Origin of the sequence: Massilia sp. Root351 (assembly GCF_001425045.1) — a bacterium.
Taxonomy (GTDB): domain Bacteria; phylum Pseudomonadota; class Gammaproteobacteria; order Burkholderiales; family Burkholderiaceae_D; genus Rugamonas.
Window position 1 is genome coordinate 403,199 of record NZ_LMDJ01000012.1, and the last position, 21,999, is coordinate 425,197.

Consider the following 21,999-nt stretch of genomic DNA (forward strand, 5'->3'; position numbering starts at 1 on the left):
CCGCCGTCCGTGCAGTCTGTCGCATGGGACGGGCGGCGGCGGCGCGGTTTCCCTACTATCCCACCATCGAACCAGATTCACGACAAGATCAACCAGGAGATCACAACATGGCAATCAACCCGACCGTCCGCTCCGCCCTGCGCAACGCAGCCCGTGCCACGCTGCTGGCCGCCAGCGCCCTGGCCATCATGGTTCCCGCCGCCCAGGTGCAAGCCGGTCCGTTCAGCTGGCTGGGCGGCGGCGAGCGCGTGCAAGGCAACGGCAAGATCACCAAGCAGACCCGCGACGTCGGCCACTTCACCGGCCTGGCGCTTGCGCTGCCGGGCGAGGCCGAAGTGCGCATCGGCAACACCGACAGCATCACCATCGAGACCGACGACAACCTGCAGGCGCTGGTGGAGACGGTGGTGGAAAACGAAACGCTGCGCGTGCGCCCGGTCAAACGCAATATGCGGCTCGACACGCGCAACATGAAAATTATCGTGCAGGCCAAGAGTCTCGATCGGATCTCGGTGGGCGGCTCGGGCACCGTGGACGCGGAAAACCTGAAAGGCGCCAACCTGACTTTCGACGTGGGCGGCTCGGGCGCCATCAATGTGCGCGGCATGGAAAGCGAATCGGTATCGGTGTCGCTGGGGGGCAGCGGCAGCTTGAAGGCAAGCGGCAATACCGAGCGGCTGAAGGTGTCGATCGGCGGTTCGGGCAAGGTCAACATCGGCCAGCTGGCCGCGCGCGACGCCTCGGTCAGCATCGGCGGCTCGGGCCAGGCCACGGTGTGGGCCAAGCAGTCGCTCAACCTGAGCGTGGCCGGTTCCGGCGACATCGGCTACTACGGCGACCCGCAGATCAGCAAATCCATCATGGGTTCGGGCAACGTCAAGCGCCTGGGCGCCAGCCCGCAGTAGCACACGACTGCTGCAAGCAAGACAGGTTACTTCAGCCCGGCAGGCGCACACCCCGCCGGGCTGCGTTATTTGATGTTGAACAACTCTTGTGCGGAGGCGCCACCCAGCAAGCGGTCCAGCCACTCTTGCAGCTGCCGGGAACCGGCGGATTCGAGCTGCACCGAAACACGGGGCGGCACCGGCTGCGGCAACCTCAGCCCGGACAGAGCCGGGCCGGGGAACTTACAGGTCGAACTTGAGTTCCGCAATCACCGTGCGCTGGGTGTACGGGTGGAAGGCCCAGTATTTGCGGTTGTTCAGGTTATCGATGCCGAACGAACCGGTCCATTGCGTGTTGAAGCGGTAGCGCACCCGCACGTCGGTGACGAAATAGTCCGACACACCCGTATAAGTGGCGCCATTCGGATCGCTGTTGTCCAGCGTGCCGTACTGGCGGCCGCTGTAGCGCGCGCCCAGGCTGGTAGTCCATTTGTCGCCAACGTGGTAGGAGGCCAGCAGCGTCGCCCGCCAGTCAGGCACGCGCGGCTGACGCTTGCCTGCACTGGCCGGCAGCTTGTCGTTGCGGACGATCTCCGAGTCGGCGTAGGTCATGCTGCCGGTCAGCGACAGGCCGCGCACCAGCACGTGCTCCGCCTGGTAGGACAGCTCCAGCCCCGTGGTGCGGATCTCGCCCACGTTCTGCACCGTGTTCACGGTTGGCGTCAGCGCCTGCGAGTACAGCGCGTCGCGCGTGTTTTCGTGGAACACGGTGGTGCGCAGCGTGCCGCGCTCCAGCGCGCGCTCGGCGGTCAGCTCGCTGGTCCAGGATTTCTCGGCGCGCAGCGACGGATCGGTGTTGATGATCCTGCCATCCACGATGGAGCCCTGGAACAGCTCGGCCGCAGTCGGGTTGCGCACGGCGCGGCCGGTGGACGCCTTCAGTGTCCACAGGTCGGACGCCCGGTAGGACAGCGCCGCCTTGGGCGACCAGCTGTTCTCGCTGCGCGCAGGGAAGCCCAGCAGGCCGCCGGTGCCGGGCCTGGCCGCCAGGCTGGCCGCATTGGAGACTTCGCCGCCGAAGGCCTGCCAGCGCTCGAAGCGCAAGCCCAGCGTCGCCTTCCACGGCTCGCCGATGCGCCAGGTGTCCTGCGCATACAGGCTTTCCAGGCGCGTCTCGCCGTTGAAGGTGGAGACGTGCTTGCCGTCGCCCGCGCCGATCCAGTCCGCGCTGCTGAAGACATGCGTGCGCAACTTGGCGCCCTCGCGCTGCAGGCCGAAATCGACCACGTGCGCGGTCCATCCTGCGGCGGCAGCGCCGGCGCCGGCGCCGGGCCGCCACGTGCCCTTCAGCGCCAGCGTGTTCCAGCCGCTGCCGCCCATGTCGGTGACGTTGCCCTGCCCGTTCGTGTCCCGGTCCGGCACCGCCACGGTGGGCGTGCGCACGCGGTCCTTGGCGTAATCGTACAGGCTGGCCGCCACCTCCCAGCTGAATACCCCCTTGCTGTGCTGCTTGAGCGAGAAACCGTGCATCAGGTGCTCCAGATTGCCCCGGCTGGGCGCGAAGTCCGAAGGCAGGAGACTGTAGCGCAGCCCGTCCACGTTGATGTCGCCCTTGTACACCGGCTTGCCGGCCGTGTCGCGCAGATAGGACTGCGAGCTGCGCTCGGCCCCGTTCTTCCACCAGCCCAGGGTGTAGCTGGCGCGCAGAATCGGCGACAGCTCGTAGGCCAGCTTCACCTTGGCATGGTCCTGCACCGTATGGATCTGGTTGGTCGCGCCCAGGATCAGCCAGTCCTTGTTGGCCGGGTTGCGGTCCGCAATCGCGCCTGTCACCGGCACACCGCCGCTGTCCGGCGTGCCCTGCGTACGCTGCCTGTTGGCGAAACCGATCGGCTGGCCATTGCTGTCCAGGCGCGACACGTCCACCCACCACGACCACGCCCCCTGCCGGTTGCCGAGCGATGCGCTGCCCTGCTTGCCGTAGTGGCGGGTATCGCTGCCGTACTGCTTGAAGCCCTGGCCGTAGCCGGACAGCTTGATGTGCGCCTCGAGCCGCGTCGGCATGCGGGTCTGGAAGTCCACCACGGCGCCGGCCGAGTTGCCCGGATAGGCTGCCGAAAACGGCCCGTACAGCACATCCACCCGCTCGATCTCCTCCGGCGTCACCATGCCCCAGCGCGGCGTATAGGTGGCGCCGTTGCCCAGCAAATTGGACAGCAGGATGCCGTCCGCGTACACCAGCGAGCGCGCGCTGTTACCGGTACCGGACGCGCGGCTGGCCAGCACCGCATGGTCGTAGTCGCCGATGTAGCGCTTGCGCACGTTCAGGCTGGGCAGGTATTTCAGCGCATCCTCGCTGTCGCTGGCGTTGATGCGGTCTTCGATCTGGGCGCCGGTGATGCCTTCCATGGTGGTGGGAATCTGCGCCGGCAGCGAACTTGGGCGGCCGCCGTTGACGGTGACCACGGCATGATCCGCATGCGCAGGACAAATCACGGACGCAGCAGCGCCCATCACCGCCAGCATCACTGCCAGCGGCTTGCGTTTAAACTTGTTCATGATGTTCTCAGTGCTGGTGGGCGGCGCCTTCTGCCGGAAGGACGTTCAGTACGGGTGCCGGCGCCAGAACCTTGACGCCCGCTTCGCCGGGAAGCTCATCCCAGGCCATGCTGCCCTTCACGCACTCCTGCACGATCTTGAAATACAGCTTGCCCGCTTCCGCAGGCAGCTTGACCTGCACGGTGAACTCGTCGAAATACGCGTCCTCCAGCGGCCCCCCGCTCCATGTCACTTCGCGCACGGCGGTCGTGATCTTGCGGCCGTGCGACTCCACCGGCACCGACAATTTGCCTTCCACGGTGCGGATTTTCCAGCCCGGCTTGGGCATGGGTTTGGCGCCGGTCACGGATTCGGGCAGCATCACGGTGACGGCCCTGGTCGGGCTGCCGTCGCAGCCGTGGCCGACGCGGAAGGTCAGCTTCTGGTAGCTGGCCGCCAGGCCGGTGGCCTGCTCCAGCGTCACGTGCGCGTACACCTGCGCGGACAGCAGCGCGCCCGCCGCGGCTGCGGCGAAAACAAGAATCTTCTTCATGGCGGGCCTCACTTGGCGGAATAGGTCAGCGGCCGCACGGCCACGTTCAGCTCGATGGTCTCGAGCTTCTTGTCTTTCTTGCGCACCACCAGCGTGAGCGGCACGGTCTGGCCCTCTTTCAGCTGGCGTTTCAGCTGCATCAGCATGATGTGGTAGCCGCCGGACGCCAGCTCCACGGTTTTGCCGGCAGGCAGGTCGATGCCGTCCACCTGCTGCATTTTCATCATATTGTTCTCCATCGCCATCTGATGGATTTCGGCGCTGCCGGCCACGCTGGAGCGCACTTCAACCAGGCGCGCATCCTGCGCCGATTGCAGCTGCATGAAGGCGCCGCTGGCTTTGGCGGCGGGCACGGTGGCGCGCACCCATGGGTCTTTGACGGTGACTTGCGCTTGTGCGCAGGCGGCGGAGAACAGCAACACGGATGCCAGGAATTTGGTTTTCATATCTACCTCTGAAACGATTACGGGATGCGCCTTGGCAGGGCAAGGACGCAGTTGTAAAGCAGATTCAGACTTGCGCAGGCGGCCCGCGCGGGCGCGACGCCGACCAGGCCGCGAGCGGCTGCGGTGCGCGATAGAACAGGAAGGGGTGAACCTGGGACTGCGCGGCGAACGGCAGGCCGGAAACCAGGGACGGCGGCATGCCGAACGAGCCGGCGTGGGTAAAGCAATAGCCGCAATCCTCGCCCATCGACATGGCCTTGCTGTCGCTGCCGTCTTCCATCAGCAGGAAGGCGGCCGGCAGAGGCTTGCTCTTGTCGGCGCGGCAGAATTCAAAGGCGGCCGGGTTACCTTCGGCCATGGCGTGCGAAATCGACGGCGCAAGCGCGTTCATCAGCACCGCGATGACCGCGATCCAGATCCACAGCGCCTGGTGTTTCCACCTGTTTGCCAATTTCATTTGCATGGTGCGAAATTATACATTAGCTAGCGCCCCGCCGCTTCCAGCATGGCTGCCAGCTCCTGCGCCGCCTTCCAGCGCTGCGACGGCGCAGGATGCGCGAACTGTTCGAAGTTGGGCGCATGGCTGGCGCGCGCCAGCTTGTGGAAATAGCGCGCCAGCATGGGCGCCGACCAGCCCACGCGCCAGGCCAGCTTCAGGCCTTCGCGGTCAGCCTCGGCCTCCTGCTGCATGCCCAGCGGCGCCAGCTTGCGCATCAACGCCGAGTCGTTGTCCACCGCGTCTTCCAGCTCGGCGAAGGGACGCCCGCGCCAGGCCGGTTCCAGCCGCATCGCTTCCTCGTACTCCAGCAGATTATGGCGCAGCACCGCATGCGCGATCTCGTGCGCCAGCAGCATGGCCAGCTCGGCGTCCGTCAGCTGCAGCTTGTGGACATAGGCGCGGCTGACCAGCAGCTTGCCGCCGGCCATGGCGTAAGCATTGTCGTCGTCTTCCGGCGTGGTGTGGACTTCCCACTGCCAGCCGGCCGATTCGGGATAATCGTGCACGGCTTGCGCGATCAGGGGCTTGACGACGCGCTGCACGCGCTGATGGAAAGCGGGATCGGCGTCCAGCTGGTGCCGGGCCTGCAGCTCGCGCATCTGCTCGCGGTACATCCGCTCGGCGCCGGCCATGACTTCGGCCTGCGTCAGCGCCAGGGCGGCGCCCGCGTAAGCGATGAGCGTAAGTGCGAAAAAGTAGCGGCGCATTGGCACATTCTGCCACAGCGCCACAGGGTACTAGCGCTCGCCCTTGAACGTTTCGCGCTCGATCAGCACGGTTTCGGTGCCGTCGGTCAGCCAGATCTGGCCGTCCTGGATGGTGCATTGCAGCTGCATGGTGCGCTGGGCCATCTTGGCCAGCTGCTCGGTCGCCTCGGACTGCAGGTTGATCACGCTGAGGTTCTTGGCGCGGTCGACCTTGTTGGCCAGCGCCTTCCACCAGATATGGCTGGTGGCGTTATAGCTGTACACCACCACTTGCTCCGAGCGGCCGGCGCCCTTCATCAGCTTCTTGTCGTCCGGCTGGCCCACTTCGATCCACAGCTGGATGGCGCCGGTCAGGTCCTTCTGCCACAGGTCCGGCTCGTCGGTGTCGAACAAGCCCTTGGTGAAGGTCAGGTGCTCGTGTGCGTGGATGGCGAACGCCAGCAGGCGCACCATCATGCGTTCGTCGGTTTCAGACGGATGGCGCGCCAGCGTCAGCAGGTGCGTGTCGTAGTAATTGCGGTCCATGTCCGCAATCGATAATTCGGCTTTGTAGATTGTTGCTTTGAGGGCCATTGCACACTTCTATGTTCGGTAAGGTTATTTGAATACGACGGTCTTGGCGCCGTTTTGCAGCACGCGGTGTTCGGTGAACCATTTCACGGCGCGCGCCAGCACCACGCATTCGACGTCGCGGCCGATGGCCGATAGCGTGTCCGCGTCCATCGAATGGTCGACCCGTTCCACGTCCTGCTCGATGATCGGGCCTTCATCCAGGTCGCTGGTGACGAAGTGCGCGGTGGCGCCGATCAGCTTCACGCCCCGGTGGTGCGCCTGCGCATACGGCTTGGCGCCCTTGAAACTGGGCAGGAAGGAATGGTGGATATTGATGGCCTTGCCCTTCAGGCGGGCGCACAGCTGCGGCGACAGGATCTGCATATAGCGCGCCAGCACCACCAGGTCGATCTTGTGGTTGTCCATCAGCTCGATGATGCGCGCTTCCTGCGCCAGCTTGGCCTCTTCCGGCGCACCGGCCGCCAGCGGCAGGTAGTGGAAGGGAATGTTGTAGCTGGCCGCCAACTGGTAGAAGTCCATGTGATTGGACACGATGGCCGGAATTTCCACCGGCAGCAGGCCGCTCTTGTAGCGGAACAGCAGGTCGTTCAGGCAATGGCCGATTTTCGAGACCATCAGCATCACGCGCGGCTTGGCGCGCGCGTCGCGCAGCTCCCAGTCCAGCTTCATGGACTCGCCCAGCTGCGCAAAATCGGCGCGCAGCTGCTCGTCGTTGACGCCCGGCTCGTCCAGCGAGAAATGCACGCGCATGAAAAACAGCTGCGATTCGGCGTCGCCGAACTGTGCGGAGTCTATGATGTTGCAACCGTGTTCGGCCAAGAAGCCTGACACGCGGTGCACAATGCCGCGCTGGTCGAGGCAGGACAGGGTAAGGATGTATTCTGGATGCGTCATGTCAAAAAATTTCAGGTTAGACGAATATCAACCCGCTATTGTCGCACGCCTGCGCGGCAGTTCCATTTATTTGAAAAATAGCACGATCGTTCAATTCTAAGTTATAGTTCAAGCACTCACTATTTGGAGACACAAAATGACCTTGGAGAACCTGCAATTCCGCCTGGCCAGCCGTCCGCTCGGCATGGCCAAAGAAACCGACTTCCAGAAGGCAGCCGAGCCGCTGCGCGAACTGGCGGACGGCGAGATCACCGTCAAGACGCTCTACCTGTCGCTGGACCCGGCCATGCGCGGCTGGATGAACGACGCCAAATCCTACATCCGCCCGGTCGCCATCGGCGAAGTGATGCGCGCCGGCGGCGTGGGCGAAGTGGTGGCATCCAAGTCGCCGAAGTACGCGGTGGGCGATATCGTGTCCGGCGGCATCGGCGTGCAATCCTACTGGCAAGGTGCGGCGGACGACAAGAGCGCCTCCTTTTTCAAGATCGACGGCCGGCTGGCGCCGCTGACCACGTGGATGAACACCCTGGGCATGCCGGGCATGACGGCCTATTTCGGCCTGCTGGAAGTGGGCCAGCCGAAAGCCGGCGAAACGGTGGTGGTGTCCGGCGCGGCAGGCGCGGTCGGCCAGACCGTGGGCCAGGTGGCCAAGCAGCTCGGCTGCCGCGTGGTGGGCATTGCCGGCGGCAAGGAGAAATGCGACTTCGTGGTCAATGAACTGGGCTTTGACGCCTGCATCGACTACAAGACCGGCTCGGTGCGCGACGGCCTGAAAGAGCACTGCCCGCAAGGCGTGGACGTGTATTTCGACAACGTGGGCGGCGACATCCTCGACACCGTGCTGACGCGCATCAACATGAAGGCGCGCATCGTCATCTGCGGCGCGATCTCCCAGTACAACAACACCACGCCCGTGAAAGGCCCCGCCAACTACCTGTCGCTGCTGGTGAACCGCGCGCGCATGGAGGGCATGGTGGTGTTCGACTACGCCGACCGCTACCACCTGGGCGTGGCCGCGCTGGCGGGCTGGCTGAAGGAAGGCAAGATCAAGAGCAAGGAAGACGTGGTGCAGGGGATAGAAAACTTCCCGCAGGCATTGACGATGCTGTTCGAAGGCAAGAACTTCGGCAAGCTTGTGCTGAAAGTCGCCTGAACGCCATTCTCGCGGAACTAAGCGCCATGACACTTCTCTAATTGACGGAGCAGCCAGCCTGGCTGCCCGTCCAACGTTCACTACGATCAAGGAGAAGGGTCATGGCTACAAATCAAGGCGATCAAGGCAAAGGCAGCGCCACCAAAGGCACGGCAAAACGCGGGTTCGCGGCGATGGATGAAGCGCAGCAACGCAGCATCGCGAGCAAAGGCGGACAGGCTGCACACCAGAAGGGCACGGCGCACGAATTCGACTCCGAGGAAGCGCGCCGCGCCGGCCAGAAAGGCGGCGAAGCGGTCAGCCGCGACCGCGAGCACATGGCGGAGATAGGCCGCAAGGGCGGCGAGAGCCGCCAATCCGCCAACCGCGCTGCGGGCAACCGCCAGGGCGGCAGCGGCGCCAAGACGGACGACAAGCAATGAGGCGAACATGGCCTGCGCGGCGCGCCCCGCAGTGCACAGCCTCTTTATCCCCCTTTTGACAGAGGCGCGCACTGCACCATAGCGTCCGCCGTGTTTCATCGTGCTGGGCTAGAATCGGCAGGCCCGCTGGCAAGGGCCAGCGTTTGCTACCGATTCTACCCACCATCACGAGGCAGACATGACTGCAACTTCAAAACAGGGCGGCGATGCGCTGACCACCCCGACCGACCTGGGCTCGAAAGCCCGCAAGGAAGTCACGCTGGGCCTGAACCGCCTGCTGGCGGATGCGTTCACGCTCTACATCAAGTGCAAGAACTTCCACTGGCACGTGAGCGGCCCGCACTTCCGCTCCTACCATCTGCTGCTCGACGAGCAGGCCACCGCCGTCTACGCCATGCTGGACCCGGTGGCCGAGCGCGTGCGCAAGCTGGGCGGCAGCACGCTGCGCTCGGTGAGCCATATCGCGGAACTGCAGCGCATCAAGGACAACAACGCCGAATACGTCGATCCGGTGGCCATGTTGAACGAATTGCGTGAAGACAACCAGCAACTGGTGAAGTTCATGCGCGAAGTGCACGAGATCTGCGACCAGGACAACGATATCGCCACCGCCAGCCTGCTGGAAAACTGGATCGACGAGGCCGAACAGCGCATCTGGTTCCTGTTCGAATCGACCCGCTAAAACCTTGTCAGCCGGGCATGCTAGAATCGGTCGGACCTCAACCACAAGGTCCGCTCCGACATGGCACTGTTCCCCCTCGACACCCTGGCCGCCTACGTGGCGGCCGTCCTGCTGCTGGTCATCTCTCCCGGCCCCGACAACATCCTGGCCATCAGCCGTGGCCTGAGCCAGGGCCGCGCCGCCGCCGCCCTGTCCGCGTCCGCCGCAGGGCTGGGCATCATGCTGCACTCCATCGCTGCGGCGCTTGGACTGACGCTGCTGATCCAGGCCTCGCCCGCCGCCTTCTGGGCCGTCAAACTGGTTGGCGCCGCCTACCTGCTCTACCTGGGCTACAAGGCACTCAGCTCGCACGGCCTGATCTCGTTCCGGCCCGCCGCGCGGCAGAGCCTGCGCAGCATCTTCGCCAGCGGCCTGCTCTCCACCATCCTCAACCCCAAGCCCGGGCTGTTCGTGCTGGCTTTCATCCCGCAGTTCGTCAGCGCCGAGCGCGGCTCGGTGACGGTGCAGATGCTGGCCTACGGCGCGATTTTCGCCGTACTGACGGCCGCCATCTTTGCGCTCATGGGCTGCTACGCGGCCAAGCTGTCGGACTGGATGGCGCAGCGCCCGCGCGCCACCAAAGGCCTCAACGTCGGTGCCGGCGTGGCCTTTGTGGCCTCCGGCATCTCCATACTCGCGCTGGGCAACCGCCGCTAGGCCATCAGGCCGGCACGCCCACGATCACGCTGGAGGCCTTGAACAGGGCCGTGGCTTGCATGCCCTCCTCCAGCGCCAGTGCCTGGCTGCTTTCCAGCGTCACGGTGGCGCCTATGGTGCCGCCCCCCGGCAGCGCGATGCTCACATCCGCGCTCACCGCGCCGGGCACCAGGCGCGAGACCACGCCCTTGAGCTGGTTGCGCGCCGACAGCCGCGCCCCTTCGGCCTCCGTGGCGACAATCACCGACGACGCCTTCACCAGCGCGAACGCCTCCGATCCCACCTGCAATCCCAGGCCGGCAGTGCTCTCGTGCGTGATGATGGCCACGACCTGCTGGCCGCCGACGATGGCGATGGTGACTTCATCGTTCACGGCGCCGGTCTTGATGGCCGACACAGTGCCGGCGAAATGGTTGCGGGCGCTGGTTCTCATTTTCATGGTCTGGATCAAAAGGAAATCATCAGCCAGCGCGTGCGACTGGCGGCTCAGGTGTTCCACGAACAGGCGGTGCTCGCGCTCGATCTTGTGGAAGTTCTCCACCAGCTGCGCGCCGCGTCTGGTCAGCCGCGTACCGCCGCCGCCCTTGCCGCCGGCAACCCGCTCCACCAGCGGCTCGCCGGCCAGGTTGTTCATCGCCTCGATGGCGTCCCAGGCGCCCTTGTAGCTCATCTTCACCGCCTTGGCGGCCTGCGTGATGGAGCCGCATGCCGCGATGCTGGCCAGCAGCGCCACGCGGTTGGAGCCCCCCAGGTGCTCGCCGCCCACCGTCATCCAGACCTTGCCGTCCAAGGCCAGTTCCTTGTCGTCATCCGCCATTGCCATTCTCCTCGATGACGGCGCCGTCGGCCATCGTCAGTACATGCCCGCCGAAAACGCGCGCGTCCTCCGGGTCATGGGTAATCATCAGCATGGGAATATTCAGCCGGCGCTGCAAGGCGTCCAGCTCTTCGCGCATGCGCACGCGCAGCACCGGGTCCAGCGCGGCGAAGGGCTCGTCCAGCAGCAGCGCCGCTGGATCGGCGATCAGCGCACGCGCCAGCGCCACCCGCTGCCGCTGCCCGCCCGACAACTGCGAGGGCAACTGCTGCGCCACCGCCTGCAGCTGGAAGGCTTCCAGCCAGTACTCCAGCCGTTCGCCATCGACGCGCGGAGCGGGATTGAACCAGTCCAGATTCGGCCAGCCCCAACCAGACCAGCCCCGGCTCAGCCCGAACACGATATTCTGCCGCACGTTCAGGTGCGGAAACAGCGCGTAGTCCTGGAACAGATAGCCCACGCGTCGGCGCTGCACCGGCAGGTTGATGCGCGCGGCACTGTCGAACAGCCGGCGACCGCCCAGTTCAATGCTGCCGGCGTCCGGCGTGATCAGTCCGGCGATGGCCTTGAGCAGCATGCTCTTGCCCGCCCCGGACGCGCCGTAGATAACGATGCGGCGGCTGTCGGAGCGCAGGCGCGCCTTCAGGGTGAATTCACGCGGGCCGGCGCGCAGGGTCTTGGCGATATCGAGCTGGATCTGCATGTCAGGGCTGCCGCGTAGGCGTGAGTTTGTTGGCCAGCACCAGCACCGCCACGCAGGTCACCGAAGTAATGATGACCAGCAGATTGGCGGTGTCGTCCTGCCCCGCCTGTACCGCCTCGTAGACGGCGATCGACAGGGTTTGCGTCTTGCCGGGGATGCTGCCGGCCACCATCAGCGTGGCGCCGAATTCGCCCATGGAGCGCGCGAAGGCAAGCAAGGTTCCCGCCAGCACGCCGCGCCAGGCCAGCGGCATGGTCACGCGCAGGAATACGCCGGTGCCCGACACGCCCAGCACGCGGGCGGCGTCCTCCAGTTGCGTGTCCACCGTTTCAAACGCGGAACGCGCGGCTTTCAGCACCAGCGGGAAAGCCACCACGGCGGCGGCGATCACCGCCGCCTGCCAGGTAAAGATCAGGTTGATGCCGAAGTGCTGCTGCAGCCAGTGGCCTATCGGACCGTTGCGGCCAATCAGCACCAGCAGGTAGTAGCCCAGCACTGTGGGCGGCATTACCATCGGCAGGGTCAGGATCGCGTCCAGCATGTCGCGGCCGGGGAAACGCGCGCGCGCCAGCAGATAGCCCAGCGCCACGCCGAACACCACGTCCAGCACAGTGGCCCACAGCGCTACCTTCAGCGATAGCGACAGCGCGATCCATGCCGATTCCATCGTTTAAGGACGTCCGAAGCCGTATTTGGCCAGGATGGCCTGGCCGGCCGGCGCCAGCGCGTACGCCAGGAACTTGCCGCCCCCGGCGGGATTGGGCGCTGCGCGGACCGCGGCGATCGGGTACAGCACCGGCGACTCGGTCGGCACCGGCAGCGCCGCCTTGACCTTGTCCTTCATTACCAGCGCGTCGGTGGCGTAGACGAAACCGGCATCGACTTCGCCGCGCGCCACGTAGTCCAGGCTCTGGCGCACGGAGGCGCCGAAGATCAGCTTGGGCTCGACAGCGGTCCACAAGCCGGCCTTTTCCAGCGCTTGCTTCGCGTAGCGGCCCACCGGCACACCGGCCGGATTGCCCATGGCGACCCTGGCCACGGCAGGCAGGCGCAGATCGGCCAGGCTCTTGACGGGCAAGGTGCTGGCGGCGGGCACGATCAGCACCAGCGAGTTGCTGACGAAGTTCTTGCGGCTGCCGGCCGCCAGCAACTGCTGCTGCTCGGCCTTGTCCATCGCTTCCTGGTCGGCAGAGGCGAATACGTCGACCGGCGCGCCCTTGGCGATCTGGGCCACCAGCGCGTCCGAGGCGGCGAAGTTGAGCAGTACCTTGTCGCCCGGGTGCGCGGCCTCGTACGCTTGCGACAACTCCTTGAAGGCGTTGGTCAGGCTGGCGGCGGCGGATACGGTAATATCGGCGGCGCTGGCAACGCCCATGGCGGACGCCAGCGCGGCGGCGAGACAAAGCTTCTTCAGCATCAAGCACTCCTTCTGCATGGAAAATCGCAATATACTCGATTATATAGCGGAATGTGATACATTCTCGCCTCCCCACCCATCCGGCCATCCGTATATATGCAGCCCCTGAAGTACCTCAGCGCCTATTCCGAGCAAATGCAGCAGCAAGTCCAGCAATTGATCGCGCAGGACAAACTGGCCGACGTGCTGACAAAGCGCTATCCGAGCGCGCACGGCATCCGCACCGACAAGGCGCTGTACCAGTACGTCCAGGATTTGAGGAATGAGCACCTGCGCAACGCCGCGCCGATCGACAAGGTGGCGTTCGACAGCAAGATCCACGTCATCAACCACGCGCTGGGGCTGCACACGTCGATCTCGCGGGTCCAGGGCGGCAAGCTGAAGGCCAAGCACGAAATCCGCGTGGCCACCATGTTCAAGGAAGTACCGCTGGAATTCCTGCGCATGATCGCCGTGCATGAACTGGCGCACGTGAAGGAAAAGCAGCACGACAAAGCCTTCTACAAGCTATGCACGTATATGGAGCCGAACTACCACCAGTACGAGTTCGACCTGCGCCTCTACCTTACCCAGCTCGACCTGAGCGGCACCAAGCTCTGGTAACCGCCAAAAAAATGGGGTCAGGGTTAATTATTTTTGCAACTAATTGCAAAAATAATTAACCCTGACCCCATTTTGCTCAGAGGAAGCGCTGCAGCAGCGCGCCGGGTTCGGACTCGACCATCATCATGGCCGCGTGCTGCGGGCGGATGAAGCCCTGCGCGGTGGCATGGCCGATGAAGCCGACCAGGCTGTCGTAGAAACCGTCCACGTTCAGCAGTCCGATGCGCTTGCTGTGGATGCCGAGCTGGGACCAGGTCAGCATCTCGAACAGTTCTTCCATCGTGCCCATGCCGCCCGGCATGGCGATGAAGCCGTCCGACAGCGAGGCCATCATGGCTTTGCGCTCGTGCATGTCCTTGACCACGAACTGGCGCGTCAAACCCGTGTGGGCCACTTCGCGCTGCACCAGCGCGGTCGGGATCACGCCCGTTGCTTCGCCGCCGAGGCGCAGCACTTCGTCGGCGATGATGCCCATCAGGCCGACATTGCCGCCGCCGTAGACCAGCGACAAATTCATCTCCACCATGCCGCGCGCCAGCGCCCTGGCGGCTTCCGCATAGCGCGGCGAGACGCCGCCATTGGCGCCGCAATACACACACAACGATTTCACGCTTATTCTTCCTCGATCTCGGCTTTCGCCAGTTCCACGTCCAGCCGCTCGTTCGCATCGCGCGCTTCGTGCGCGGCCGCCTCTTCGTACAGGGCGACAGCTTCGTCCATTTTCTTCTTCCCGTCCAGCATGGCCAGCGCATTGGCGTATTCGATCCGCGCTATAGCACTGTCCGGGTTGAGCTCGAGCGCCTTCTTGAACAGCCTGTAGCCCTCTTCCTTCTTGGCGCCGTAGGTCAGGCCGCCTATCATGGCGCCCACCTTGTCGACGATCTCGGCGTGGTAGCTGCCCAGCGCGATGTGCGCGTCGGCGTGCTTGGGCGCCAGCTTGATGGCCGTGTCCAGGCTGTTCTTGACCTTGGCGCCGATGCCCTGCGCCAGCGCCTTGACCACCGAGATGCCCTGTGCGTAGCGGCCCAGCGCGTAGGCGTGCCAGTAGTAGGCCGCCGCGTTCTTGGGCTGCTCTTGCTGCTGCTGCTCGCAGCGCTCGGACACTTCCAGGAACATGGCCAGCTTTTTCTTTTCGCTGGCCTCCAGGTAGGTGGCGTAGATGCAGGTGGCGCGGTGCGCGACCGAGTAGCCGTCGGCGCCCTGCTCCAGGCCCAGCTTGGCGGCCTGCTCGAAGTCGCCGGCATGGTAAGCGATCCAGGCCTGCACCAGTTCAGCCTTGGCCGGGAACGGCTCGGCGTCGTTGGCGTGCAGGCGCGGCCAGGCCTTCTTCAGGCTGGCCGCCGTGTGGACGTATGCGTCTTCCGGATAGGGGAAGGTCTTCCATGCCATGCTTATCTCCTCAGGTTATCTTTTTCAAGTATTCTTCCGACAGCTTCTGGAACAGCAGTTGCGTTTCATTGCGCAGATAGGGGCCGATCTGCGACAGCACCTGGTAGCAGCCGCGCGCCAGCGCGTCCGACATCGATTGCTGCTCGCTGTATTTGCGCGGATTGCGCACATATTCATAAGACAGCCAGTAAGTCGCCACCACCACCATATTGGTGGACATGGCGTCGATCACCGCGTCCGACGCTTCCAGCGAACCTTCGCTGCGCAAGTCTTCGCACAGCTGTTTGGCGACCTTGATCTTGTGTGCCAGGATCTGCTTGAAATGCAATTCCAGTTTGCGGTTGCGCGACAGCAGGTCGTTCAGGTCGCGGTAAAAGAAACGATAGCGCCAGATCAGTTCAAACATCAGGTGCAGGTACAGCCACACATCCTCGATATTCGAGCGGCGGCCGGCCGGTACTTGCAATATGCGCTCGATCTCGCCCTCGAATTGGGTAAAGATGGAATTGACGATATCGTCTTTGTTCCGGAAGTGGTAATACAAGTTGCCGGGCGAGATATTCATCTCTTCCGCGATGACCGTCGTCGTAATATTGGGCTCGCCGAATTCATTAAACAGGCGGAGGGAAAGTTCGAGTATGCGTTCCCGGGTACGGCGAGGTGCTTTCTGTAGCATGGCGGCTGGTCTTTGTTTTTCTTCCCGCAAGGATAACACCGATGCCAGGCTTTTAGAAACGGCGTACCGGTCAGCGGCCATGGGCTACTTTCAGGTAGCGCTCCAGGTCCGACAGCGCCGCATCCAGCCGCCCCAAGGCCTTGCGGCGCGGACGCTGGCGCACCAGCGTCAGGCTGCTGTCCTGCAGCACGTTCAGCTTGAGCCGCATGCCATGCCGCGCCAGCTTGGGCGCCAGCTGGTGGCGCTGCTGCCACAGCATCAGCCGGGTATTCTGGTAAGCCTGCTCGCAAGTGCGGCGGCGGTTGTTGTAGCTGAACATATTGGTGAAGAACAGTTCGGCGTCGTCCTCGCTGGGCTGGAACAGCAGGATGTCCACCCCGGGGTGGCTGACCTGGTAACTGGCCAGCCCGGTTTCCAGGCGCGAATGCAGGATGGAGCGCACGGTCTGCGACAGCACGTCGAGCAGGCCGCCGTTGGTGAGCTTGCGCGCGCCCTGCTTGAAGCGGGCGTTGTAAGGCACGATGGGATTCACGCATAGCAGCAGGTCCACGCCATGCTCGAGCGCGATGGAGCCGTGCATGGTCTTGCGCAGTGCGCCATCGACAAAGTGGTGGCCGCCGATTTCCACCGGCGGGAACAGCCCGGGCACGGCGGAGCTGGCTTGCACGGCGACCGAGATCGGCGTGTCGTCCCGGCCCGGCTCGCCGAAGCAGACGGCCTTGCCCGTGTCGAGGTCGGTGGCCACGATGCGCAGCTTGCGCGGCAACTGGCGGAAGTCGTTGCTGCAGCCCTTGGCAGCGAAAGCAGCTTTGAGGAAGTTGCCGATGGCGTCGCCGGACAGGAAGCCGGCCGGCAGCGCCTCGGTCAGGCGCTCGAACGAGGACGCCAGGCTGGCGCGCTGGCGCGCGTAATGCAGCGCGCCGCCGGCCAGCAGGCCGGGCAGCACGCGCGCGCGCCGGCCGAACTCGCGCAAGGCGGGACGCAACAGGGTTTCGGGTTTGAACAGCATGGCGCCGGCAGTGCCGTGCACAGCCGCGTCGACGTCGCTTTCGACAAACAGGCGGCACATCTGGTGCGGGGTGTAGCCGTTGGCCAGCGCCGCGCTGATGATGGCGCCGGCACTCACGCCAACATAGATTTCGGCGTCGTTCAGGTCCAGGCCTTCGATGGCCTCGGCTATCGCGGCCAGCGCGCCGATCTCGTAGACGACGGCCAGCGGACCGCCGCCAGCCAGGGCCAGGCCGACCTTGGGGGTTGCGGCCGGTGCTGTTGCAGATGCTGCGGCACGCGCGGCGGCGGGTTTTCTAGGCATAGACTTTCATATGCAGCATTCCCTCGGACCCGGTCCGCGAACGGACCGGGGGAGGAGGACCGAGGGAACTGTTACAGCCGGCTCGGACGCTTGCGCGTTCAAGCGGCTTTGTTGGCGGCGCTGACCGATTCGGCGGTCGGGAAAGCGATGGCTGCAGCTTTAGGGGCGGCGGCTTTCGGGGCCGCCTTGGCGGCGGCTTTCACCTTGGAAGCAGCCTTGGCGGCTGGCTTGGAAGCGGCTTTCGCGGCCGGCTTGGCGGCAGCTTTGACAGCAGGCTTGGCACCTTTGGCGGCAGGTTTGGCGGCAGCTTTGGCGGCCGGTTTAGCGGCCGGTTTAGCGGCGGCCTTGGCGGCTGGCTTGGCCGTTTTCACGGCAGGCTTGGCGGCCTTGGCTGGCGCCACCTTCTTGCCGGTCAGTGCTTCCACAGCCTTGGTCAGCGCTTCCACGCGGGCGTTCAATTCCTGCACGTCCTTCTGGGTCGGCACGCCGATGGTGCCCAGGGCGCGCGAGACGCGGTCCTCGAACACTTGCTCGAGCTTGTCCCACGAGCCGGCGGCTTGCTTGCTGACGCCAGACACGGTCTCGCGCACTTCGGAAACCTTATCTTCAGCCAGGTCACGGGTACGCTGCTGCAGCGCGTTGCCTTCCTTGACCAGCTTGGCGAACACGCGGCCGCCCTCTTCCTGCGCCTTGGCAAATGCGCCCAGGCCAGCCTGCCAGATCTGCTGCGCGGAATTGCGAACGGCACTCGCCAATTGCTTGTCGTCGGCATTGGCCAGGGATTTCAGTTTCTTCACCATAGTGGGCTCCATTGAGACTGTCGGTTTAATCGGGTCGTTCCTTCGATGAAATCATTCTAGGCCCCATTTCTAGAGATGGGCTTCTAATGGGGTAGAGCGCGCGTTCTAATCAAGCTTGCAACAGCGCTTGCCATTTATTGTCTATCCTGTAATGATTGTTCGCGGAAGAAAACCTAAGAATAAAGGAGAAACTTGATGCAATATTTTGTTACTGGAGCGACCGGGTTTATCGGCAAGCGCCTCGTCAAAAAACTGCTGGCGCGCAAGGGCAGCGTAGTGTATTTCCTGCTGCGCGAAGGCAGCCGCGACAAGCTGGCCGGCCTGTATGAATACTGGGGCACCACCAAAGCCCGCGCCATTCCCGTATTCGGCGACCTGCGCAGCGCCAAGCTCGGCGTATCCAAGGACGACATCAAGAAACTCACCAAATCGGTGGACCATTTTTATCATCTGGCCGCTGTCTACGATATGCTGGCCGATGCCGACGAACAGATCGCGGTGAATGTGGAGGGCACGCGCAACGCGGTCGAATTCGCCAACGCGATCCAGGCAGGAATACTGCACCATGTCAGTTCGATTGCCGCCGCCGGCATGTTCGAGGGTATCTTCCGCGAAGACATGTTCGACGAGGCCGAGAACCTCGACCATCCCTATTTCGCGACCAAGCACGAGTCCGAGAAAATCGTCCGCAATGAAACCAGGGGCGCGTGGCGCGTGTATCGTCCCGGCCTGGTGGTTGGCGATTCGAAAACCGGCGAAATGGACAAAATCGACGGTCCGTATTACTTCTTCAAACTGATCCAGCGCATCCGCCAGCTACTGCCGCCGTGGATGCCCACCATCGGCATCGAAGGCGGCCGCATCAACATCGTGCCGGTGGACTACGTGGTCAACGCGATGGACCACATTTCCCACCAGCCCAAGCTGGACGGACGCGCCTTCCACCTGACCGATCCGGAACCGATGCGCGTTGGCGAAGTGCTGAACACCTTCTGCCGCGCCGCGCATGCGCCCACCATGAGCATCCGCATCAACGCCGCGCTGTTCGGCTTCATCCCGAAGTCGATCAAGAAAGGCGTGTTTGCACTGTCGCCGGTGCGCCGCGTGCGCGACGCGGTGATGAAGGACCTGGGCCTGCCGCCGGACCTGATGACCTTCGTGAACTACCCGACCCGCTTCGACAACCGCGACACCGCGCAAGCACTGAAGGGCACCGGCATCGCCTGCCCGCCGCTGGAAAAATACGCGGCACCGGTGTGGGACTACTGGGAACGCAACCTGGACCCGGACCTGTTCATCGACCATACCCTGCGCGGCCAGGTGGCCGGCAAGGTGGTGCTGGTGACGGGCGGCTCGTCCGGCATCGGCCTGGCGGCGGCGCACAAGCTGGCCGAAGCGGGCGCCATCACGATTATCTGCGGCCGCGACGAGGACAAGCTGCTCGAGGCGAAGAAGGAAGTGGAAGCGCGCGGCTTCGCGTTGATCACCTACCCTGCCGACCTGTCGGACATGGCCGACTGCGACCGCTTCGCGCAGGTGCTGATCGCCAACCACGGCGGCGTGGACGTGCTGGTGAACAACGCCGGCCGCTCGATCCGGCGCGCCATCGAGGCCAGCTATGACCGCTTCCACGATTTCGAGCGCACCATGCAGCTGAACTACTTCGGCGCGCTGCGCCTGACCATGGCGCTGCTGCCGTCAATGACGGCCAAGAAGCGCGGCCACGTAATCAACATCTCGTCCATCGGCGTGCTGACCAATGCGCCGCGCTTCTCGGCCTACGTGGCGTCCAAGGCGGCGCTGGATGCTTGGACCCGCTGCGCCTCGTCCGAGCTGCAGGATCTGGGCATCAAGTTTACCACCATCAACATGCCGCTGGTGCGCACGCCGATGATCGCGCCGACCAAGATCTACCAGAACGTACCGACCCTGTCGCCGGAGGAAGCGGCCGACCTGATCGCCGAGGCCATCGTCTGGAAGCCGGTGCGCATCGCAACGCGGGTGGGCATCTTCGGCCAGGTGCTGCACGCGCTGATGCCGCGCGTGGCGCAGATCGTGCTCAACACCAGCTTCCGCATGTTCCCGGATTCGGATGCGGCCAAGGGCGGCGACGGCAAGAAGCCGCCGCAGATGTCGTCCGAGCAGATCGCCATGCAGCAGTTGCTGCGCGGCGTGCACTTCTAAGCGCGCAGCCGCGCGCCGCATCGCCATCGGCGCTAAAATGTGCCGATGGCGCCGAAAATCCTCTGGGTTGCATTGCCGCTGCTGCTGTACGCCGTATGGCTGGCAGCAATGCGCTGGCGCGGGCGCACGCCGGGACGGCTGGCGCTCAATGTGCACACCAGCGTGCTGCTGCTGTGCTATCTGCTCAGCACGGCCGGACTGGGAGTCTTCTGGGTCGCCAACCAGCAGTTGCCGGTGTTCGACTGGCACTACTTGTTCGGTTATGCCACGCTGCTGCTGGTCTTCATTCATCTGTGTTTCAACTTGCCGCTGGTGCTGAACTGGCTGCGCAGCCGTGCGCCGGCGGCGCGGCCGGCCTCTGCCCCTGCCGGCGCCGGCCCGCGCGGCGCGCCCGCATTGGGCATGCCGCTGGCGGTCCTGGCGGCGCTGGCGGCCGCCTACTTCCTCGGCCTGCGCCATGGCGCAGGCGATCTGCCGCTGCATGTGGACGCCGGAACTGCCTCGCTGGCTGGAAACGCGGGCGACGCGGCGAACACCGGTGGCACGGGCAGCATCGGCGGCGCGGCGCCGGTGCTGCGCTACCACGCGCTGTCGTCCGAGTCGCGCAGCAGCGTCTTCCTGCGCGCGCCCGGCATAGAATGGGGCGATGCGCCGGAGCCGTTCAAACGCTATCCCAACGCACGGCACGTGGCGCTGCCTGCCGCCAGCCCGGCCTCGCAGCCGCTGCAGGCAGCCATGCGCGGACCGGCGTCCGCATCGCAACGCCGCCTGCGGCTGGACCAGCTAGCGCAGATTCTCTTCCTGGGAGCCGGCGTGACCGAGCATCGCGGCGGGCGGGCGCTGCGGGCTGCGCCCTCTTCCGGTGCGCTGTTTCCCAGCGAACTGTATGTGGCCGCGCGCGACATCGACGGGCTGGCGCCCGGCCTGTACCACTACGGACCGGAGCAGCACCGGCTGGCATGGATAGGTCCCCTGCCAGCCGCGGAAGATGCTCTGGGCGCGCCCGCCGCGCGGGACGCCGATGCCCTGCTCGTCCTGAGTGCGATTTTCCGCCGTACGGGCTACAAGTATCACAACCGCGCATACCGCTATGCCACTGCCGACGCGGGGCACCTGTTGGAAAACCTGCGCATAGCGGGCCACCAGGCCGGCATGCACGCCACGCTGCTGCCGCAATTCGACGAGGCCCTGGCGGCACGCGCGCTGGCTATCGACGGCGTGGAGGAAGGCGTGCTGGCGATGATGGCGCTGCGGCGTTACGGCCCGGTGCCGGCGTCCATGCCTGGCGCGGCGCCACAGCCAGGCTCGCAGGAATATTCGGCAGCGGCGCCGGCATCACCGGTTCCGCAAGCGCCGCAGGCAAGTTCCGCGCTGGGCGCCACTGGCGTGATTCATCGGGCGACGTCGCTGCGGCTGCCGCCCCGCGCCGGAGGGCACACGGAGACCGCTGCGCAGCCATACGGCAGCTTTGCAGCAGACGCCCTGCCGCCGGGCGCCTTGCGCTTGCCCGCGCCGCTTGCCGCGCCCGCCAGCGCGCACGCCGTCATCGCACAGCGGCGCAGCGTGCGGCGCTATACGTCCGGGCCGGTGCCGCTGGCTGCGCTGTCCACCATCCTGGCGGACATGGCGCAGCGCCCGCAACTGTCGGAAGCGATCCGCATCGACCTGGTGGTGAACCGCGTGGCGGGCCTGGCGCCCGGCCTGTACCGCTATCTGCCGCAGCATGCGCTGCTGCCCGTGGCTAAAGGGGACTTTGCCGCCCGCGCACGTCAGGCGGCGCTGGCGCAGGACGTGATCGGCGACGCGGCCGTGGTGCTGGTGCTGTCAGTCGACACCGGGCGCGCGCTGGCGCATGGCGCGCGCGGCTACCGGCATGCATTCCTGGAAGCTGGCCTGGTGGGAGAACGCTGGCTGCTGGGCGCCATCGCGCAGGGGCTGGCGGCCTGCCCTGTCGGCGCCTTCTATGACGACGAAGCCGCTGCGCTGGTACAGGCGCGCGGGCGCTGGGTGCTGCACTTCGCCGCGCTCGGGCAGCCGGCCAGGTGACCAGA

24 protein-coding genes are annotated in these 21,999 nt (G+C 65.0%); 8 read left to right on the plus strand and 16 right to left on the minus strand.

The genetic code is table 11. The features are described 5' to 3' along the window. Positions 1 to 107: 107 nt before the first annotated feature. The gene (locus tag ASD15_RS14800) at positions 108 to 905 is read left to right on the plus strand and encodes a head GIN domain-containing protein (protein WP_057155731.1); all 798 of its coding nucleotides are present in this window, start codon (positions 108 to 110) and stop codon (positions 903 to 905) included. A 222-nt stretch (positions 906 to 1,127) separates the two neighbouring features. Here the strand turns inward: ASD15_RS14800 and ASD15_RS14805 are convergent, their stop codons facing one another. From ASD15_RS14805 to purU, 7 genes are all read right to left on the minus strand, one after another. Beyond that, positions 1,128 to 3,443, minus strand: coding sequence for a TonB-dependent receptor (locus tag ASD15_RS14805; protein WP_057155732.1), 2,316 nt, complete (start codon positions 3,441 to 3,443; stop codon positions 1,128 to 1,130). 7 nt (positions 3,444 to 3,450) lie between these two features. Then, positions 3,451 to 3,975 (minus strand): YcnI family protein, encoded by a 525-nt coding sequence (locus ASD15_RS14810; RefSeq protein ID WP_057155733.1) that lies wholly within the window; start codon positions 3,973 to 3,975, stop codon positions 3,451 to 3,453. Positions 3,976 to 3,983: 8 nt separating this feature from the next. Further along, positions 3,984 to 4,421, minus strand: coding sequence for a copper chaperone PCu(A)C (locus ASD15_RS14815; RefSeq protein WP_057155734.1), 438 nt, complete (start codon positions 4,419 to 4,421; stop codon positions 3,984 to 3,986). A gap of 64 nt (positions 4,422 to 4,485) precedes the next feature. Then, entirely contained in the window at positions 4,486 to 4,878 is a 393-nt protein-coding gene (locus tag ASD15_RS14820; RefSeq protein WP_162249901.1) for a DUF2946 domain-containing protein, read from the minus strand. A 26-nt stretch (positions 4,879 to 4,904) separates the two neighbouring features. Then, on the minus strand, positions 4,905 to 5,627 hold the full coding sequence (locus ASD15_RS14825; RefSeq protein ID WP_057155736.1) for a M48 family metalloprotease: 723 nt from the start codon (positions 5,625 to 5,627) through the stop codon (positions 4,905 to 4,907). 30 nt (positions 5,628 to 5,657) lie between these two features. Next, on the minus strand, positions 5,658 to 6,200 hold the full coding sequence (locus tag ASD15_RS14830) for a YaeQ family protein (protein WP_057155737.1): 543 nt from the start codon (positions 6,198 to 6,200) through the stop codon (positions 5,658 to 5,660). A 24-nt stretch (positions 6,201 to 6,224) separates the two neighbouring features. Further along, on the minus strand, positions 6,225 to 7,094 hold the full coding sequence (gene purU, locus ASD15_RS14835; RefSeq protein WP_057155738.1) for a formyltetrahydrofolate deformylase: 870 nt from the start codon (positions 7,092 to 7,094) through the stop codon (positions 6,225 to 6,227). Positions 7,095 to 7,230: 136 nt separating this feature from the next. On the opposite strand from purU, the gene ASD15_RS14840 reads away from it, so the two are divergent. The 4 genes from ASD15_RS14840 to ASD15_RS14855 all read left to right on the plus strand — a co-directional run bounded on the left by ASD15_RS14840 (position 7,231) and on the right by ASD15_RS14855 (position 10,047). Continuing rightward, on the plus strand, positions 7,231 to 8,247 hold the full coding sequence (locus tag ASD15_RS14840; protein WP_057155739.1) for an NADP-dependent oxidoreductase: 1,017 nt from the start codon (positions 7,231 to 7,233) through the stop codon (positions 8,245 to 8,247). Between the two features lie 101 nt (positions 8,248 to 8,348). Further along, positions 8,349 to 8,669 (plus strand): KGG domain-containing protein, encoded by a 321-nt coding sequence (locus ASD15_RS14845; RefSeq protein ID WP_057155740.1) that lies wholly within the window; start codon positions 8,349 to 8,351, stop codon positions 8,667 to 8,669. A gap of 178 nt (positions 8,670 to 8,847) precedes the next feature. Next, positions 8,848 to 9,351 carry a Dps family protein gene (locus tag ASD15_RS14850; RefSeq protein WP_057155741.1) on the plus strand — a complete coding sequence of 168 codons (504 nt, stop codon included), beginning with the start codon at positions 8,848 to 8,850 and terminating at the stop codon, positions 9,349 to 9,351. Between the two features lie 60 nt (positions 9,352 to 9,411). Further along, on the plus strand, positions 9,412 to 10,047 hold the full coding sequence (locus tag ASD15_RS14855) for a LysE family translocator (RefSeq protein ID WP_200953970.1): 636 nt from the start codon (positions 9,412 to 9,414) through the stop codon (positions 10,045 to 10,047). 4 nt (positions 10,048 to 10,051) lie between these two features. Here ASD15_RS14855 and ASD15_RS14860 read toward each other — a convergent pair whose 3' ends face one another. Genes ASD15_RS14860 through modA form a run of 4 tightly spaced genes read right to left on the minus strand, consistent with a single transcriptional unit; the run spans position 10,052 to position 12,984 of the window. After that, entirely contained in the window at positions 10,052 to 10,864 is an 813-nt protein-coding gene (locus tag ASD15_RS14860; protein WP_057155742.1) for a TOBE domain-containing protein, read from the minus strand. Beyond that, positions 10,854 to 11,567 (minus strand): ATP-binding cassette domain-containing protein, encoded by a 714-nt coding sequence (locus ASD15_RS14865; protein WP_057155743.1) that lies wholly within the window; start codon positions 11,565 to 11,567, stop codon positions 10,854 to 10,856. Before ASD15_RS14865 ends, ASD15_RS14860 begins: the two co-directional genes overlap by 11 nt. Before the next feature lies 1 nt (position 11,568). After that, the gene (modB, locus tag ASD15_RS14870; RefSeq protein WP_057155744.1) at positions 11,569 to 12,234 is read right to left on the minus strand and encodes a molybdate ABC transporter permease subunit; all 666 of its coding nucleotides are present in this window, start codon (positions 12,232 to 12,234) and stop codon (positions 11,569 to 11,571) included. A 3-nt stretch (positions 12,235 to 12,237) separates the two neighbouring features. Next, complete coding sequence (modA, locus tag ASD15_RS14875; RefSeq protein ID WP_057156088.1) at positions 12,238 to 12,984, minus strand: molybdate ABC transporter substrate-binding protein; 747 nt, start codon at positions 12,982 to 12,984, stop codon at positions 12,238 to 12,240. 96 nt (positions 12,985 to 13,080) lie between these two features. On the opposite strand from modA, the gene ASD15_RS14880 reads away from it, so the two are divergent. After that, positions 13,081 to 13,587 (plus strand): YgjP-like metallopeptidase domain-containing protein, encoded by a 507-nt coding sequence (locus tag ASD15_RS14880; protein WP_057155745.1) that lies wholly within the window; start codon positions 13,081 to 13,083, stop codon positions 13,585 to 13,587. A 76-nt stretch (positions 13,588 to 13,663) separates the two neighbouring features. Here ASD15_RS14880 and ASD15_RS14885 read toward each other — a convergent pair whose 3' ends face one another. From ASD15_RS14885 to ASD15_RS14905, 5 genes are all read right to left on the minus strand, one after another. Continuing rightward, the gene (locus tag ASD15_RS14885; protein ID WP_057155746.1) at positions 13,664 to 14,197 is read right to left on the minus strand and encodes a TIGR00730 family Rossman fold protein; all 534 of its coding nucleotides are present in this window, start codon (positions 14,195 to 14,197) and stop codon (positions 13,664 to 13,666) included. A gap of 2 nt (positions 14,198 to 14,199) precedes the next feature. Beyond that, positions 14,200 to 14,976 (minus strand): hypothetical protein, encoded by a 777-nt coding sequence (locus tag ASD15_RS14890; protein ID WP_057155747.1) that lies wholly within the window; start codon positions 14,974 to 14,976, stop codon positions 14,200 to 14,202. A 10-nt stretch (positions 14,977 to 14,986) separates the two neighbouring features. Beyond that, positions 14,987 to 15,652 carry a TetR/AcrR family transcriptional regulator gene (locus ASD15_RS14895; protein WP_057155748.1) on the minus strand — a complete coding sequence of 222 codons (666 nt, stop codon included), beginning with the start codon at positions 15,650 to 15,652 and terminating at the stop codon, positions 14,987 to 14,989. Between the two features lie 70 nt (positions 15,653 to 15,722). Further along, positions 15,723 to 16,964 (minus strand): patatin-like phospholipase family protein, encoded by a 1,242-nt coding sequence (locus ASD15_RS14900; protein WP_082551844.1) that lies wholly within the window; start codon positions 16,962 to 16,964, stop codon positions 15,723 to 15,725. A 98-nt stretch (positions 16,965 to 17,062) separates the two neighbouring features. Continuing rightward, on the minus strand, positions 17,063 to 17,764 hold the full coding sequence (locus ASD15_RS14905) for a phasin family protein (RefSeq protein WP_057155749.1): 702 nt from the start codon (positions 17,762 to 17,764) through the stop codon (positions 17,063 to 17,065). Positions 17,765 to 17,959: 195 nt separating this feature from the next. Here ASD15_RS14905 and ASD15_RS14910 point away from each other — a divergent pair, with 195 nt between their 5' ends. Further along, positions 17,960 to 19,948: an SDR family oxidoreductase gene (locus ASD15_RS14910; RefSeq protein WP_057155750.1), complete on the plus strand. Its 1,989-nt coding sequence runs from the start codon at positions 17,960 to 17,962 to the stop codon at positions 19,946 to 19,948. Between the two features lie 45 nt (positions 19,949 to 19,993). After that, the gene (locus ASD15_RS14915; protein ID WP_057155751.1) at positions 19,994 to 21,994 is read left to right on the plus strand and encodes a SagB/ThcOx family dehydrogenase; all 2,001 of its coding nucleotides are present in this window, start codon (positions 19,994 to 19,996) and stop codon (positions 21,992 to 21,994) included. The last annotated feature ends 5 nt before the right edge of the window (positions 21,995 to 21,999 follow it).